Source organism: Oricola thermophila, from assembly GCF_013358405.1.
GTDB classification, from domain to species: Bacteria; Pseudomonadota; Alphaproteobacteria; order Rhizobiales; family Rhizobiaceae; genus Oricola; species Oricola thermophila.
Window position 1 is genome coordinate 290,088 of record NZ_CP054836.1, and the last position, 14,271, is coordinate 304,358.

General features: G+C 63.3%; 12 protein-coding genes. All 12 read left to right on the top strand.

Annotated features, from left to right (window positions below):
• The first annotated feature begins 3 nt into the window (after nucleotides 1-3).
• The 12 genes from mraY (at nucleotide 4) to ftsZ (ending at nucleotide 14,184) form a co-directional block, all read left to right on the top strand.
• A complete protein-coding gene (gene mraY / locus HTY61_RS01320) occupies nucleotides 4-1,086 on the top strand; it encodes a phospho-N-acetylmuramoyl-pentapeptide-transferase (protein WP_175275096.1) in 1,083 nt (360 codons plus the stop codon).
• Nucleotides 1,083-2,438: a UDP-N-acetylmuramoyl-L-alanine--D-glutamate ligase gene (gene murD / locus HTY61_RS01325; protein WP_175275097.1), complete on the top strand. Its 1,356-nt coding sequence runs from the start codon at nucleotides 1,083-1,085 to the stop codon at nucleotides 2,436-2,438. The genes mraY and murD overlap by 4 nt, the downstream gene beginning before the upstream one ends.
• Nucleotides 2,438-3,592 carry a putative lipid II flippase FtsW gene (ftsW, locus tag HTY61_RS01330; protein ID WP_175275098.1) on the top strand — a complete coding sequence of 385 codons (1,155 nt, stop codon included), beginning with the start codon at nucleotides 2,438-2,440 and terminating at the stop codon, nucleotides 3,590-3,592. The genes murD and ftsW overlap by 1 nt, the downstream gene beginning before the upstream one ends.
• Nucleotides 3,593-3,601: 9 nt before the next feature.
• Nucleotides 3,602-4,720 carry an undecaprenyldiphospho-muramoylpentapeptide beta-N-acetylglucosaminyltransferase gene (gene murG, locus HTY61_RS01335; protein WP_175275099.1) on the top strand — a complete coding sequence of 373 codons (1,119 nt, stop codon included), beginning with the start codon at nucleotides 3,602-3,604 and terminating at the stop codon, nucleotides 4,718-4,720.
• 23 nt (nucleotides 4,721-4,743) lie between these two features.
• Nucleotides 4,744-6,156, top strand: a complete 1,413-nt coding sequence (gene murC, locus HTY61_RS01340; protein WP_175275100.1) for a UDP-N-acetylmuramate--L-alanine ligase — start codon at nucleotides 4,744-4,746, stop codon at nucleotides 6,154-6,156.
• Nucleotides 6,153-7,124, top strand: a complete 972-nt coding sequence (gene murB, locus HTY61_RS01345; RefSeq protein ID WP_175275101.1) for a UDP-N-acetylmuramate dehydrogenase — start codon at nucleotides 6,153-6,155, stop codon at nucleotides 7,122-7,124. The genes murC and murB overlap by 4 nt, the downstream gene beginning before the upstream one ends.
• A 38-nt stretch (nucleotides 7,125-7,162) precedes the next feature.
• Entirely contained in the window at nucleotides 7,163-7,573 is a 411-nt protein-coding gene (locus HTY61_RS01350) for a PaaI family thioesterase (protein ID WP_175275102.1), read from the top strand.
• 83 nt (nucleotides 7,574-7,656) lie between these two features.
• Nucleotides 7,657-9,069: an MATE family efflux transporter gene (locus HTY61_RS01355; RefSeq protein ID WP_246272890.1), complete on the top strand. Its 1,413-nt coding sequence runs from the start codon at nucleotides 7,657-7,659 to the stop codon at nucleotides 9,067-9,069.
• 202 nt (nucleotides 9,070-9,271) lie between these two features.
• Nucleotides 9,272-10,207, top strand: coding sequence for a D-alanine--D-alanine ligase (locus HTY61_RS01360; RefSeq protein ID WP_175275103.1), 936 nt, complete (start codon nucleotides 9,272-9,274; stop codon nucleotides 10,205-10,207).
• Nucleotides 10,195-11,124 (top strand): cell division protein FtsQ/DivIB, encoded by a 930-nt coding sequence (locus tag HTY61_RS01365; protein ID WP_175275104.1) that lies wholly within the window; start codon nucleotides 10,195-10,197, stop codon nucleotides 11,122-11,124. The genes HTY61_RS01360 and HTY61_RS01365 overlap by 13 nt, the downstream gene beginning before the upstream one ends.
• Nucleotides 11,124-12,446 (top strand): cell division protein FtsA, encoded by a 1,323-nt coding sequence (ftsA, locus tag HTY61_RS01370; RefSeq protein ID WP_175275105.1) that lies wholly within the window; start codon nucleotides 11,124-11,126, stop codon nucleotides 12,444-12,446. The genes HTY61_RS01365 and ftsA overlap by 1 nt, the downstream gene beginning before the upstream one ends.
• Nucleotides 12,447-12,513: 67 nt before the next feature.
• Nucleotides 12,514-14,184: a cell division protein FtsZ gene (gene ftsZ, locus HTY61_RS01375; protein WP_175275106.1), complete on the top strand. Its 1,671-nt coding sequence runs from the start codon at nucleotides 12,514-12,516 to the stop codon at nucleotides 14,182-14,184.
• Nucleotides 14,185-14,271: the final 87 nt, after the last annotated feature.

Below are 14,271 nucleotides of genomic sequence, written 5' to 3' on the forward strand. Positions count from 1 at the left end.
ATCATGTTCTACTGGCTGACGGAGTTTTCCGATCAATTCCAGCTCTTCAATCTGTTTCGATACATAACCTTCCGCACCGGCGCCGCGCTGATCACATCGGCCTTCATCGTCTTCCTATTCGGTCCGCGGATCATCTCGGCGCTTCGCATCCGCCAGGGCAAGGGCCAGCCGATCCGCGCGGACGGGCCGCAAACCCATTTCAAGAAAGCCGGCACGCCGACGATGGGCGGGCTGATGATGCTGTGCGGCATCACGGGGTCGGCGCTGCTGTGGGGCAACCTGACCAGCGTCTATGTCTGGGTTGTCCTGCTGGTCACCCTCGGTTTCGGGCTGATCGGGCTGTACGACGACTACCTGAAGGTGACGAAGCAAAACGACAAGGGGTTCTCCGGCCGGGCACGCCTCATCATAGAGTTCATTATCGCCGGCATGGCGACATACATCATCATGCGGGTCGGCAATTCGCCTTTTTCCTCAAGCCTGACCTTTCCCTTCTTCAAGGACTGGCTCCTCAACCTCGGATGGTTCTTCATTCCCTTTGGCGCTTTCGTGATCGTCGGTGCCGGCAATGCGGTCAATCTCACTGACGGGCTGGATGGGCTGGCGATCGTGCCGATCATGATCGCTGCATCCTCCTTCGGCATAATCGCCTATCTCTCGGGCAATGCCATCTTTGCCGAGTATCTCCAGATACATTTCGTGCCGGGCACAGGCGAACTCTCGGTCATTCTCGGCGCGGTCATCGGTGCCGGGCTGGGATTCCTCTGGTTCAATGCGCCGCCCGCGGCCATATTCATGGGCGATACCGGCTCGCTGGCGCTGGGCGGGCTGATCGGCACGACGGCCGTGGCGACCAAGCACGAGATCGTCATGGCCATAATCGGCGGCCTGTTCGTCGTCGAGGCGCTGTCCGTCATCATCCAGGTCGCCTATTTCAAGATGACCGGTCGGCGCGTGTTCCTGATGGCGCCGATACATCACCACTACGAGAAGAAGGGCTGGACGGAGAGCCAGATCGTGATCCGTTTCTGGATCATTGCGGTCATCCTGGCGCTGATCGGCCTTTCCACGCTGAAGCTCAGATGAACCGGGTTACCACCGCCAAGAACAAGCGCATCGCCCTGTTCGGACTCGGCGGGTCCGGATTGGCGACGGCGCGCGCACTTGCCGCGGGCGGAGCGAGGATCACCTGTTGGGACGACAACCCCGAGAGCGTGGCAAAGGCTACGGCAGAGGGTATCGTGACCGGCAATCTGCACGAATTCGACTGGTCTTCCGCGGACAGCCTTGTGCTCGCGCCCGGCGTGCCGCTGACCCACCCGAAACCGCACTGGGTCGTCGATCTTGCACGCAACGCCGGCGTGGAAGTCATCGGTGACGTGGAGCTTTTCTGCCGCGAGCGCCGGGCGCTCGCGCCGACGGCACCGTTTATCGCGATCACCGGCACAAACGGAAAGTCGACGACCACGGCACTGATCGCGCATATTCTGAGGACGGCCGGGCGCGATGTCCAACTCGGAGGGAACATCGGCACGCCGGTCCTGGAATTGGAGCCGCCGGCGGCGAACCGCTACCATGTCGTCGAATGTTCATCCTACCAGATCGATCTTTCTCCCTCACTTGATCCGAGCATCGGCGTGTTGCTCAACTTGTCGCCCGATCATCTCGACCGTCACGGGTCGATGGAGAACTACGCGGCGATCAAGGCACGGCTGCTGCAAGGCGCCGACTATGCGATTTGCGGAATCGACGACGAGCATTCGCGCCGGATCGCGATCGGACTTGAGGACGGTGGTTCCCGTATCGAAACGATTTCGGTAAGCGGCGCCGGAAAAACGCTCGACCTGTCTGCCGCGTCCTCGCTGCGTGGCGACCACAATCTGCAGAACGCGCTGGCAGCGAAAGCGGCATGCAAGGCGCTCGGGTTGGGCGAGGACGAAATCCTGACCGGGCTAAACAGTTTCCCGGGGCTTGCCCACCGCATGCAGATCGTGGCGCGGTGCGGGCGGACGGTCTTCGTCAACGACTCAAAGGCGACGAATGCTGATGCAGCGGCAAAGTCGCTTTCGAGCTTCTCGTCAATCCACTGGATCGCCGGCGGCCTGCCGAAAGAAGGCGGCATCGAGGCGCTTCGACCGCTGTTCGGGCGCGTCGAGAAAGCATACCTGATCGGCGAGGCAGCGCCTGCGTTTGCAGCGACTCTGGGCGATACGGTGCCCTACGAGATTTCGGGTACGCTGGAAGCAGCCGTCGGTCACGCCGCCGAAGGGGCGGCGGCCTCGGATGCCGGGGAGCCGGTGGTGCTCCTGGCTCCGGCGGCGGCGAGCTTCGACCAGTTCCGGAACTTCGAAAAACGTGGTGAAGCCTTTGTTAATGCGGTGATGGCATTGAAGGGGATTGAAGCTTCGCCGACGGCGCAACCGGGGGACGACGCATAATGTACAATCGAAGTGACCGTAGCGCTGTGGCGGAGTGGTGGTGGACCATCGACCGCTGGTTCCTCGCAGCGTTCATTACTCTAATCGGTTTCGGGGTCGTGCTGTCATTCGCCGCCAGCCCGGCGGTGGCGGAACGCATCGGTCTCGATACATTTCATTTCGTCGAGCGGCATGCGTTGTTCCTCGTGCCGGCCATTGGCGTGATGATTGGCGTGTCCTTCCTCGACCAGCGGCAGATACGCAGGCTCGCCCTGGTCGTGCTGCTCGTTTCCGTGGCTTTGATGATCGTTGCGTTGTTCTTCGGCGTCGAGGTCAAGGGATCGCGACGCTGGGTGCGCCTCTTCGGCCTTTCCCTGCAGCCATCCGAATTCATGAAACCGGCCTTCGTCATCCTGTGCGCGTGGCTTTTTGCGGAAGCCGAACGACGGCCGGGGATTCCGGGCAGCCTTATTGCCATGATCCTCTTCGGCGCGATGGCCACGCTGCTCGTGGCACAGCCCGATCTTGGTCAGACGGTGTTGTTGGCGGGAACCTGGGGCGCGATGTTCTTCATCGCCGGTCTGTCCTGGCTGTGGATCATGGTGCTGGGCGGTATCGCCGCGGGCGGGATGGCAGGGGCCTATTTCGCGTTTCCGCATGTGGCGGCGCGCATAAATCGGTTTCTTACCGGTGAGGGCGACACATTTCAGGTCGATACCGGACGCGAAGCGATCATTCGCGGTGGCTGGTTCGGACAGGGGCCGGGGGAGGGTTCGGTCAAGCGCATCCTGCCGGACAGCCACACCGACTTCATATTCTCCGTTCTGGCCGAGGAATTCGGTATCGTGCTCTGCGGCGTTCTGGTCGCCGTGTTCGCTTTCATCGTGTTGCGGGGGTTGATGCGAGCGATGCGCGACCGCGATCCGTTCCAGCGTTTTGCCGTGAGCGGACTGGTCATCCTCATCGGGTTGCAATCGACGATCAACATCGCGGTCAATCTCCAGCTCATGCCGGCCAAGGGCATGACGCTTCCCTTTGTTTCCTATGGCGGCTCGTCCATGATCGCCGTAGCGATGACCGCAGGTATGGTTCTCGCGCTGACCAGGCGCAGGCCGGAAAGCCGGGCAGGGCGGGTGCAGTTCCATTCCGCCACCCGGTTCCGGCCAGCGGTATAGGGCCGAGCAATGGGCGCGAGGCGAGGCACAATACTGATTGCGGCAGGTGGGACGGGTGGCCATCTTTTCCCGGCGGAGGCGCTTGCCCACGAACTGAAGGCGCGGGGCTGGTCGGTGCCACTGGCAACCGATGCACGCGCAGCGCGCTATGCTGATCGCTTTCCGGAGGACAAGCTGCATGTAATCGAGTCGGCAACGCCATCGGGAAAGAATCCTGCGAAGCTGGTCGGTGCGGTCTGGAGCCTGATCAAGGGCTGGATGCAGTCAAAGGCCCTGCTGAACCTGCTCAGACCGAAAGCCGTGGTAGGTTTCGGCGGCTATCCCACGGTGCCTCCGTTGTTCGCGGCGGCAGGTCGTTTCCCCACGTTGGTGCATGAGCAAAATGCGGTCATGGGGCGGGCCAACCGGATGCTCGCCAGTCGTGTCACCGCCATAGCAGGAGGTTTCCTGGCGGCGGACGGTCCATTCCGTGAAAAGATCGTCGAAACAGGCAATCCCGTAAGGCCGGCCGTTATCGCGGTGTCGCATGTGCCTTATGTAGAGCCGACGAAAACCGGCCCTGTCAGGCTGGTGGTGTTCGGGGGGAGCCAAGGAGCGCGCTTCTTTTCCGACATGATCCCCGAGGCTGTCGCGCTGATGCCCGCTGACCTGCGCGAACGCCTGGAAATCGTCCAGCAGGCGCGGCCGGAGGACGAGGCACGGGTCAAGGCACGGTACAGAGAACTCGGTGTTTCTGCGGAGGTTGCGGCCTTCTTCTCGGATTTGCCGGATCGTATCGCAAAAGCCCATCTTGTCATGTCGCGGTCCGGGGCCTCGACGGTCTCGGAAATAGCAGCCATCGGCAGGCCTGCCGTGCTGGTGCCATATCCGCATGCGCTCGATCACGATCAGGCCGCCAATGCGGCGGCCCTGGAGGCTGCCGGCGGGGCATTAGTACAGCGCCAGGCGGCGCTCGATCCGCAGGCCATAGCGACGCTTCTGACGGAATTGCTGAGCGATCCAGATCGCCTCGGGGCGATGGCCGCCGCCGCGCGCAAGGCGGGCAAGCCGGAGGCCACCGCCTTGCTTGCCGATCTGGTAGAGGCTATTGCGACAGGTCAAACTCCGGGCGCCTTCAAGGCGCGCTGACACAGCCAGACAGGACATACTTCATGAAGATGCCGCAGAACATCGGCCTTGTGCATTTTGTCGGTATCGGCGGCATCGGGATGAGCGGTATCGCCGAGGTGCTGCATAATCTCGGATACAAGGTGCAGGGGTCCGACCAGGCGGACAATGCCAATGTCCAGCGGTTGAAGGCAAAGGGGATAGAGGTCTTCATCGGTCATTCACCGGACAATCTCGGCGAAGCCGAGGTCGTCGTAGTGTCGACGGCAATCAAGGCCGACAATCCGGAACTCGTCGCCGCGCGCGAGAAGTTGTTGCCCATCGTGCGGCGAGCCGAGATGCTGGCGGAGATCATGCGGTTCCGCAATGCCGTGGCCATAGGCGGGACGCACGGCAAGACGACAACCACCTCGATGGTGGCAACGCTGCTGGATGCCGGCGGGCTTGATCCGACCGTCATAAATGGCGGTATCATCAACGCCTACGGAACCAATGCGCGCATGGGCGAGGGCGAGTGGATGGTGGTCGAGGCCGACGAGAGCGATGGGACCTTTCTGAAGCTACCTGCCGACGTGGCGGTCGTGACGAATATCGACCCCGAGCATCTCGATCATTACGGATCCTTCGACAAGGTGCGCGAGGCATTCCGCCAGTTCGTGGAGAACGTTCCGTTCTACGGGTTCGGCGTGATGTGCATCGACCACCCGGAAGTTCAGGCACTGGTCTCCAGGATCGTCGACCGGCGCATCGTCACCTATGGCGAGAACCCGCAGGCGGACGTGCGTTTCATGAACCTGCGCATGGACGGTGCGACATCGGTGTTCGACGTGACGATCCGTGATCGCAAGACCGACGCGGTGACGGAGATCCGCGAGCTGAGGCTGCCGATGCCCGGGCGGCACAACGTGTCGAATGCGACGGCTGCAATCGCCGTGGCGCACGAGTTCGGAATGGATGCGGAGGCAATCAAGCGGGGGCTTCTTTCCTTCGGCGGTGTCAAGCGGCGCTTCACCCCCACAGGCACCTGGAACGGAGTGCACATATTCGACGACTACGGCCACCATCCCGTCGAGATCAAGGCGGTCCTTCATGCCGCGCGTGCGGCCGCGGGCGACGGGCAGGTGATCGCGGTCATGCAGCCGCATCGATATTCCCGCCTGCATGATCTGTTCGATGACTTCGCGGCGTGTTTCAACGAAGCAGAAACCGTGCTGGTTGCGCCGGTCTACGCGGCGGGCGAGAAGCCGATCGAGGGCGTGGGTTCGGCCGAACTGGTGTCACGGATGAAGGCTGGTGGGCATCGTGACGCGCGCCTGATCGACGGGCCTGACGCTGTTGCGCCCGTCATTCGCGAAATCGCGCGGCCCGGCGATTTCGTCATATTCCTCGGCGCGGGCAATATCACCCAGTGGGCCTATGCGTTGCCGACGGAACTCGGAGGCGAGCCGGCCTCATGACGGCAGTCGACGGAAATGCATTGCTGGAACGCCTTTCCGGCAAGCTCGACGGCATCCGCGGGCGGCTTACGCCCAATGCGCCGATGGACCAGATCACCTGGTTCCGCACGGGCGGCCCGGCCGAACTGCTGTTCCAGCCGGCGGATGAAGACGATCTCTCGGCCTTCCTGAAGGTGCTGCCGGAGGATGTGCCGGTCACTGTCGTCGGCGTTGGCTCCAACCTGCTGGTGCGCGACGGCGGCATTCCCGGAGTTGTCGTCCGGCTCTCGGCAAGGGGGTTCGGCCAGGCGGAGGTCGTATCGGAGAACCGGATTCGCGCAGGCGCGGCGATACCCGACAAGCGGCTGGCGGCTGCCGCGCTGGAGGCGGGGATCGGCGGCTTCCATTTCTACCATGGCATTCCCGGCAGCATCGGCGGGGCGCTGCGAATGAATGCCGGGGCAAACGGCGTCGAGACGCGCGCGCGCGTCATCGAGGTCCATGCCGTCGACCGGCAGGGCAACAGGGTAACGCTGTCGAACGACGAGATGGGCTATTCCTATCGCCATTCCTCGGCGCCGAAGGACCTGGTCTTCACAGCCGCTGTGTTTGAAGGCTTCCCGGAGGATTCGGCGACGATCAGGGCCGAGATGGATGCCGTGCAACACCATCGCGAGACTGTTCAGCCGATCAAGGAAAAGACCGGTGGCTCGACCTTCAAGAATCCCGAAGGAACGTCGGCCTGGAAGGAAGTCGACAGGGCGGGATGCCGCGGCCTGACGATAGGCGGAGCGCAAATGAGTCCCATGCACTGCAACTTCATGATCAACACCGGCACGGCGACGAGTCACGACCTGGAGACATTGGGCGAGACGGTGCGCGCACGCGTGCTGGAAAATTCCGGCGTTCGGCTCGAATGGGAGATCAAGCGGATCGGCCTGTTCAGGCCGGGACAGGAAGTCCAGGAATTCCTGGGGCGCATGATCTAGCGGCGCGGGGATGCTCGCCGTGCCGGAGGAGAAACGACATGCCCGACATGCTGGAGACCGGTCGCAGGATCCTCGCCGATCAGCCATTCAGCGCGCTGTTGGGAACCGAACTGACCCGGTTCGACAATCAGGGCGCCGAATTGCGCCTCGCACTGCGCAATGAACACCGCCAGCAGCATGGCTTCGCGCATGGCGGCGTGGTCTCCTACCTGGCCGACAATGCGCTCACATTTGCCGGCGGCTCGGTACTCGGAGACGCCGTCACTCTGGAAATGAAGATCAACTACATCCGTCCGGCCGTGGGCCAGGTCCTGGTTGCTCGGGCGGAGGTGGTGTCGGCGGGGAAAATGCAGGCGGTATGCCGCTGCGACGTGTTCGCGGTGAAAGACGGCGAAGAAAGGCTTTGCGCGGCCGCCCAGGGCACGATTTTCCCCGTAAGGGGCGGATAGCCGGAACTTCGCGATCTGCACAGCCTTGCCGAGCGATCGCATTTGTCATGGAAGTCGCCGACCAAATCATGCATAGGCGCCTCATGGCAAACGGTATCAAGTTCCTGGGCAGCCGCGACCGGTCCGCTTCCGGCGAAAACGGCACCCCGGCCGAAATGGGCTGGGGCGGGCATCTGCGCGCGACCATGGTGCTCGGCATTCCGCTGGTCGGGGCGCAACTCGGCCTGATGCTCATCAATACCACCGATACCGTCATGCTGGGCTGGTACTCCGTAGAGGCGCTTGCCGCGGCGGTGCTCGCGACGCCGTTGTTCTTCACGGTGATGATCTTCGGTTCGGGATTCAGCCAGGCGGTCATGCCGATTGCCGCCCAGGCGGAGGGCAAGGGTGATGTTCGCGGGGTGCGCCGTGCGGTGCGCATGGGACTCTGGGTGGCATTGTCCTATTCGGCCGTCGTCATGGTTCCGCTGTGGCACACGGAGGACATATTGCTCGCCTTCGGCCAGGAACCCGCAATCGCCGCGCTCGCGGGTGACTACATGCGCATCGCGCAGTGGGCCATGTTCCCGACACTTGTCGCGCATGGATTGCGCGCCTTTCTGTCCGCCATCGAGCGACCGCGCATCATCTTCTGGTCCACGGTGGCCGGGGTGGTGCTGAACGGGCTTCTCAACTGGGCGCTGATTTTCGGCAACTGGGGTGCACCGGAACTCGGCGTGCGCGGTGCGGCATTCGCCTCGCTGGGGACAACGACGCTCACCCTGATCATCCTCGTGGCCTATGTGACATTCAATCGGCGGGCCTCGGAGTACGAAATCCTTGCCCGCTTCTGGCGCGCGGACTGGCCGGATCTCCTCGAGGTGTTGCGGGTGGGCCTGCCGATCGCGATCACGATCCTGGCCGAGGTCGGCATTTTCGTCTGTTCCTCGCTGATGATGGGCTGGCTCGGCGTGGTGCCGCTTGCCGCGCACGGAATCGCGATTCAACTGGCCTCGATATCCTTCATGGTTCCGATGGGCATGTCGCAGGCGGCGACCGTTCGCGTCGGGCGGGCATTCGGGCGCGGCGATGCTGTGGCGCTCAACCGGGCAGCAGGCACAGTGATGGCGGTCTGTATCGCGTTCTCCGCGATCAGCGGGCTCCTGTTCTGGACAATTCCCGAATCGCTGATCAGTCTCTTCCTCGACAACTCTAAGCCCGAGGCCCCCCATGTCATCGCCTATGCTGTGCCGCTGCTCATGATTGCAGCCCTGTTCCAGCTTTTCGACGGTGCGCAGGTCGCCGGAGCGGGGCTGTTGCGCGGCCTCAAGGATACCAGGGTGCCGATGTGGCTTGCGATAGGGAGCTACTGGGCGGTGGGGTTCACGCTCGCATACGGGCTCGGATTCGTGGCGGACCTGGGCGGTATCGGGGTCTGGTGCGGGCTGGCCGCCGGACTGGGATTCGCCGCCGTAACCATGAACGTCCGGTTCGTGATCCTGCGCCCACGGGCATGACACGGGTGTCGCCGGGGGCGCGGGGCCAGGCTTCCTTTTGATACGCAGGCCCTTGCCAGCGAATCAAAGCTCTGATTCTTATGGGGCAGTTTCCAGTATTACCGATTCGGGCGCTGTTCGAACCCGGCGTGTCCGCGTGATTCCGTTGCGCGGAGGGGCTGGTCCAACCATGCGTTCGTGGCGGCACCAGGAAGGGGTACCAATGGCCGATCGCGCGCGAAAACATGTCGTGGTTCTTATGGGCGGCTTTTCGTCCGAACGGCCCGTGAGCCTGATGTCGGGCAATGCATGTGCCGACGAGCTCGAGCGTTGCGGTTACAGGGTTACGCGCCTCGATGTCGGACACGACGTGGCGCAGAAGCTGGCCGAGATCAGGCCGGACGTCGCGTTCAATGCGCTGCACGGTCCGTTCGGCGAGGACGGGACGATCCAGGGAATCCTCGAATACATGGAAATTCCCTACACCCATTCGGGCGTTCTGGCCTCCGCGATCACGATGAACAAGGACATGGCCAAGCGGGTGGCGAAGAGCCATGGAATTCCCGTGGCCGAGTCGAAGACGATGAACCGGCACGATTTCACCTCGAGCCATCCGATGCGGCCGCCATACGTCGTCAAGCCGGTGTCGGAAGGCTCCAGCTTCGGCGTCGTGATCGTCAAGGAGGACCAGCCGCATCCGCCGCAAGTCATCACTTCCGACGAGTGGAAGTACGGCGATACCGTGATGGTCGAGCGCTATGTTCACGGCCGCGAACTGACCTGTGCCGTGATGGGCAATGTGGCGCTTGGCGTGACCGAGATCATTCCGCAGGGGCACCAGTTCTACGACTACGATTCGAAATACGCGGAAGGCGGATCAAATCACGTCTGTCCGGCGGAAATTTCACCAAATATTTACCAAACAATAACCAAGCTGGCGCTCAAAGCTCATCAGGCGTTTGGGTGCCGGGGCGTGACGCGTTCGGACTTCCGCTACGATGATCGCTTTTCCCCGAATGGGGAGGTGATCTGGTTGGAAATCAACACCCAGCCCGGGATGACGGCGACATCGCTTGTTCCCGAACTGGCCTTGTATGCCGGGCATTCCTTCGGCGAGCTCTTGAGTTGGATGGTGGAGGACGCATCTTGTTTGCGTTGAATGCGACATCGTCGAGGAAAGCGCGAATCGCCTTCGCCGCACGCGATGGCGAGAACGGTCGGGTATTGCCCCGGTTTCTTCGTCGGCCGGCGCGCTTCTTCGCCAAGGTGTTCGACGGCGAGATCGTCATCCCGCGTTTCGTCGAGCCCGTCGGTCTCGTCGGCATCTTCGCTGCGACCGCTCTCTACGGTTCCGTCGTCAGCGGCCAGTTCGGGGGGGCGGCGGAAAGAGTGACGGCTGCGCTCGGGTTCGCCGTCAATGAGGTCGAGGTCTCCGGTCATCGCAATACTTCCGAGGTCGCGGTGTTCGAGGCGCTCGGGCTCGATGAATTCACCTCACTGATTTCGCTTGACGCGGCAGAGGCGCGAAAGGCGTTGGAAAGCCTACCGTGGGTGGAAACGGCGACGGTGCGCAAGGTCTATCCGGGGAAGCTTGAAATCGGGCTGGAGGAGCGGCGGGCGTTCGCTATCTGGCAGACGGGCGAGACCCTGTCTCTGATCGAACGTGACGGTCGTGTAATCGGTGCATATGGCGGGGCCGGCTTTGCCTCCTTGCCGCTGGTTGTCGGACCCGGTGCCGCAACGGCCGCGGCTCCCTTCATGGAGATGTTGTCGCGCTATCCGCGTTTCGCTTCGCAGGTGAAGGCGCTGATCCATGTCGGCGAAAGACGCTGGGACGTGCGGCTTGCCAACGGCATAACCGTCAAGCTGCCGGCAGAGGCGCCCGAAAAGGCGGTCGAGCGACTCATGGCGATGGATGAGCAGACGCAGATCCTGTCCCGCGACATCGCATCCGTCGACCTGCGCCTGGAAGATCGTACCACTGTTGCGCTGACGGAAAACGCGATGTTGCGCCGCGCCGCGGCACTGGAAGCGCGCGCAAAGGCCATCAAGGCCAGCAAACGGAGCAGTATTTGATGCCGCTGAAGGCCCGCGCTCCCGAAAACAGAAAAGCACGCCGTTCCGCGGTCGTCACCGTTCTCGACATCGGCTCGACGAAAACCGTGTGCATCATCGCGCGCATGGTCCCGAACAATGGCGGGCAGTTCCTGCCCGGGCGCACGCACGCGCCGGAGGTGATCGGCATCGGCCATACGCGATCGTTCGGCGTGAAATCCGGCCTGATCAACGATCTCGATGCTGCCGAGCAGTCGATCCGCCATGCCGTCGATGCGGCGGAACGCATGGCCGGGCTCACCGTGGATTCGATCATCGTCAACATCTCCGCCGGCCGGCTGGCCAGCCATATCTCCAGCGCCTCCATCGAACTGGACGAGAGCCGGCCGATCTCCGCCGGGGATATCAGGAAGGTTTTGAAGGCCGCCATTGCGCGCGCGTCCAATGTGGACCGTACCGTGGTGCACATGCTGCCGGTCGATCATGTGCTCGACGGCGAGCGCGGCATTGTCGATCCGCGCGGCATGATCGGCCGCGAGCTGACACTGAACATGCATGTGCTTACGGCGGATTCGGCGCCGCTGCGCAATGTGGAACTTTGCGTCAATCGCGCGCATCTGAGCGTCGAGGCCATGGTGGCCACCCCCTATGCGAGCGGATTGTCCGCCCTGGTCGATGACGAACTCGACCTTGGCTGCGCCTGCGTCGACATGGGCGGCGGCACCACCTCCGTTGCCATCTTTGCCGACAGGGCATTCATCCACGCGGATTCCATTGCCGTCGGCGGCCACCATGTCACCATGGATATCGCGCGCGGCTTTTCCTGCCGCCTGGACGATGCAGAGCGTTTGAAGGTCATGCAGGGTTCTGCGCTTGCGACACCGGCAGACGAACGTGATGTCATCCAGGTTCCCGCGATCGGGGATGAGGACCAGGGCGAGGTGACGCAGGTGCCCCGCAGCCTTCTCAACCGCATCATTGCTGCGCGTGTCGAGGAAACGCTGGAGATGTTGCGCGACCGGATCAACAAGTCCGGCTACTCGAGCGTTGTCGGCAAGCGGGTGGTGCTGACCGGCGGCGCCGCGCAGATGACCGGCCTGCCGGAGCTGGCGCGCCGTATCCTCGGGCGCAACGTTCGCATCGGTCGTCCGCTTGGCGTGAGCGGCCTTCCGACATCGGCCAAAGGGCCTGCCTTCGCTGCGGCGGCAGGACTGATGATCTATCCGCAGGTCAGCGACAATGACCAGCGAAGCATGAAATTCGGCGATCCGTTCCGGGTCGCTGGTACGGGAACCGACGGTCCGCTGGGACGCATGACCCAGTGGCTGAAGGAGAGTTTCTAGCAATCCGCGGGGAAGCTCCCCGCAAACGGATGTGGCGGCGCATCCGGCATCAGAAAGGATGAATACCATGACGATCAATCTTCAAAAGCCGGACATCACCGAACTGAAGCCGCGCATCACGGTCTTCGGCGTCGGCGGTGGCGGCGGCAACGCAGTCAACAACATGATCAGTGCCGGCCTCGAGGGCGTGGACTTCGTCGTGGCCAATACCGATGCCCAGGCATTGTCGATGAGCAAGGCGGAGCGCGTGGTCCAGCTCGGTCTCGGCGTGACCGAAGGCCTCGGCGCCGGCTCGCAGCCGGATATCGGCCGCGCGGCAGCGGAGGAATGCATCGACGAGATCGACGACCACCTCAGCGGCACGCATATGTGCTTCGTGACGGCCGGCATGGGCGGCGGGACCGGTACAGGAGCCGCTCCGGTGGTGGCTCGCGCGGCCCGCGAGAAAGGCATCCTGACCGTTGGCGTCGTGACCAAGCCGTTCCATTTCGAGGGCAAGCGCCGGATGCGGACCGCCGAGGCGGGCATCGAGGAGCTGCAGCAGTGCGTGGACACGCTGATCGTCATCCCGAACCAGAACCTGTTCCGGATCGCGAACGACAAGACGACCTTTGCCGACGCCTTCGGCATGGCCGACCAGGTGCTCTATTCGGGCGTCGCCTGCATCACCGATCTCATGGTCAAGGAAGGCCTTATCAACCTCGACTTCGCCGACGTCCGTTCGGTGATGCGCGAGATGGGCAAGGCCATGATGGGAACAGGCGAAGCCTCGGGCGAAGGTCGGGCAATGGCCGCCGCCGAGGCGGCGATCTCCAATCCGCTGCTTGACGAAACCTCCATGATGGGCGCGCAGGGTCTGCTCATCTCCATCACCGGCGGTCGCGATATGACGCTGTTCGAAGTCGACGAGGCGGCGACGCGCATTCGCGAGGAAGTCGACCAGGATGCCAATATCATCCTCGGCGCCACCTTCGACGAGGCGCTCGAGGGCGTGATCCGCGTCTCCGTGGTGGCAACCGGCATCGAAGCCGCCGCTGCCGAGGGTGGCGCCACGGAATTGCGAGCCCAGCCGCGTCCGGCTGCCGCCGCTTCCCGCCCGGCCACCGCGCCCGCCGCGCCCGTTGCCGCTCAGACCGCACCGGCTGCGACGGCACCCGCTCCCAAGGAAGAGGAGCCGGTGAGCGAGGTCGTTCGCGAGGCCGAGCGGGACATGGCCGCTTTTGAGGAAAGGGTGGCAACCGCAACGGCGCAACCCAAGCCGGAGTTCCGCCCGCAGAGCAAGCTCTTTACCGGGGTTCAGCAGCCGATGCGTGCGGCGCCGGCAACCGCGCCCATTGCCCGTCCGCAGCGGGAAGAGCCTGCCGCCCAGACGGAAGCGCCGCGCATGCCGCGCGTCGAGGATTTCCCGCCGATGGTCAAGGCCGAGGTGGAGTCCCATGCCGCGCGCACCAATGCAGCCGAGGATGACGAACGTGGTCCGCTGGGACTGCTGAAGCGGCTCACGCACGGCCTCGCGCGCGACGAGAAGCCGACCCCTGCGCAGAAGCTGCGCCCGGCAGGTAGCGGCGTCGAGCAGCGACCCGCCGAACCGCGCCGCCAGCTGTCGCAGGATGCCCAGCTTTATGCGCCGCGCAAGGGACAGCTCGACGATCACGGACGCGCGAATCCCCAGGGATCAGCTTCCGCGGAGGAAGACCAGCTGGACATTCCGGCCTTCCTTCGCCGGCAGGCAAACTGACACTGGCGAATTGTAACGGATTGAAATGAAAGGCCGCGACAAGCGGCCTTTTGTTCTTTGTTAACCAACTGAAATAGCTGATTTTTT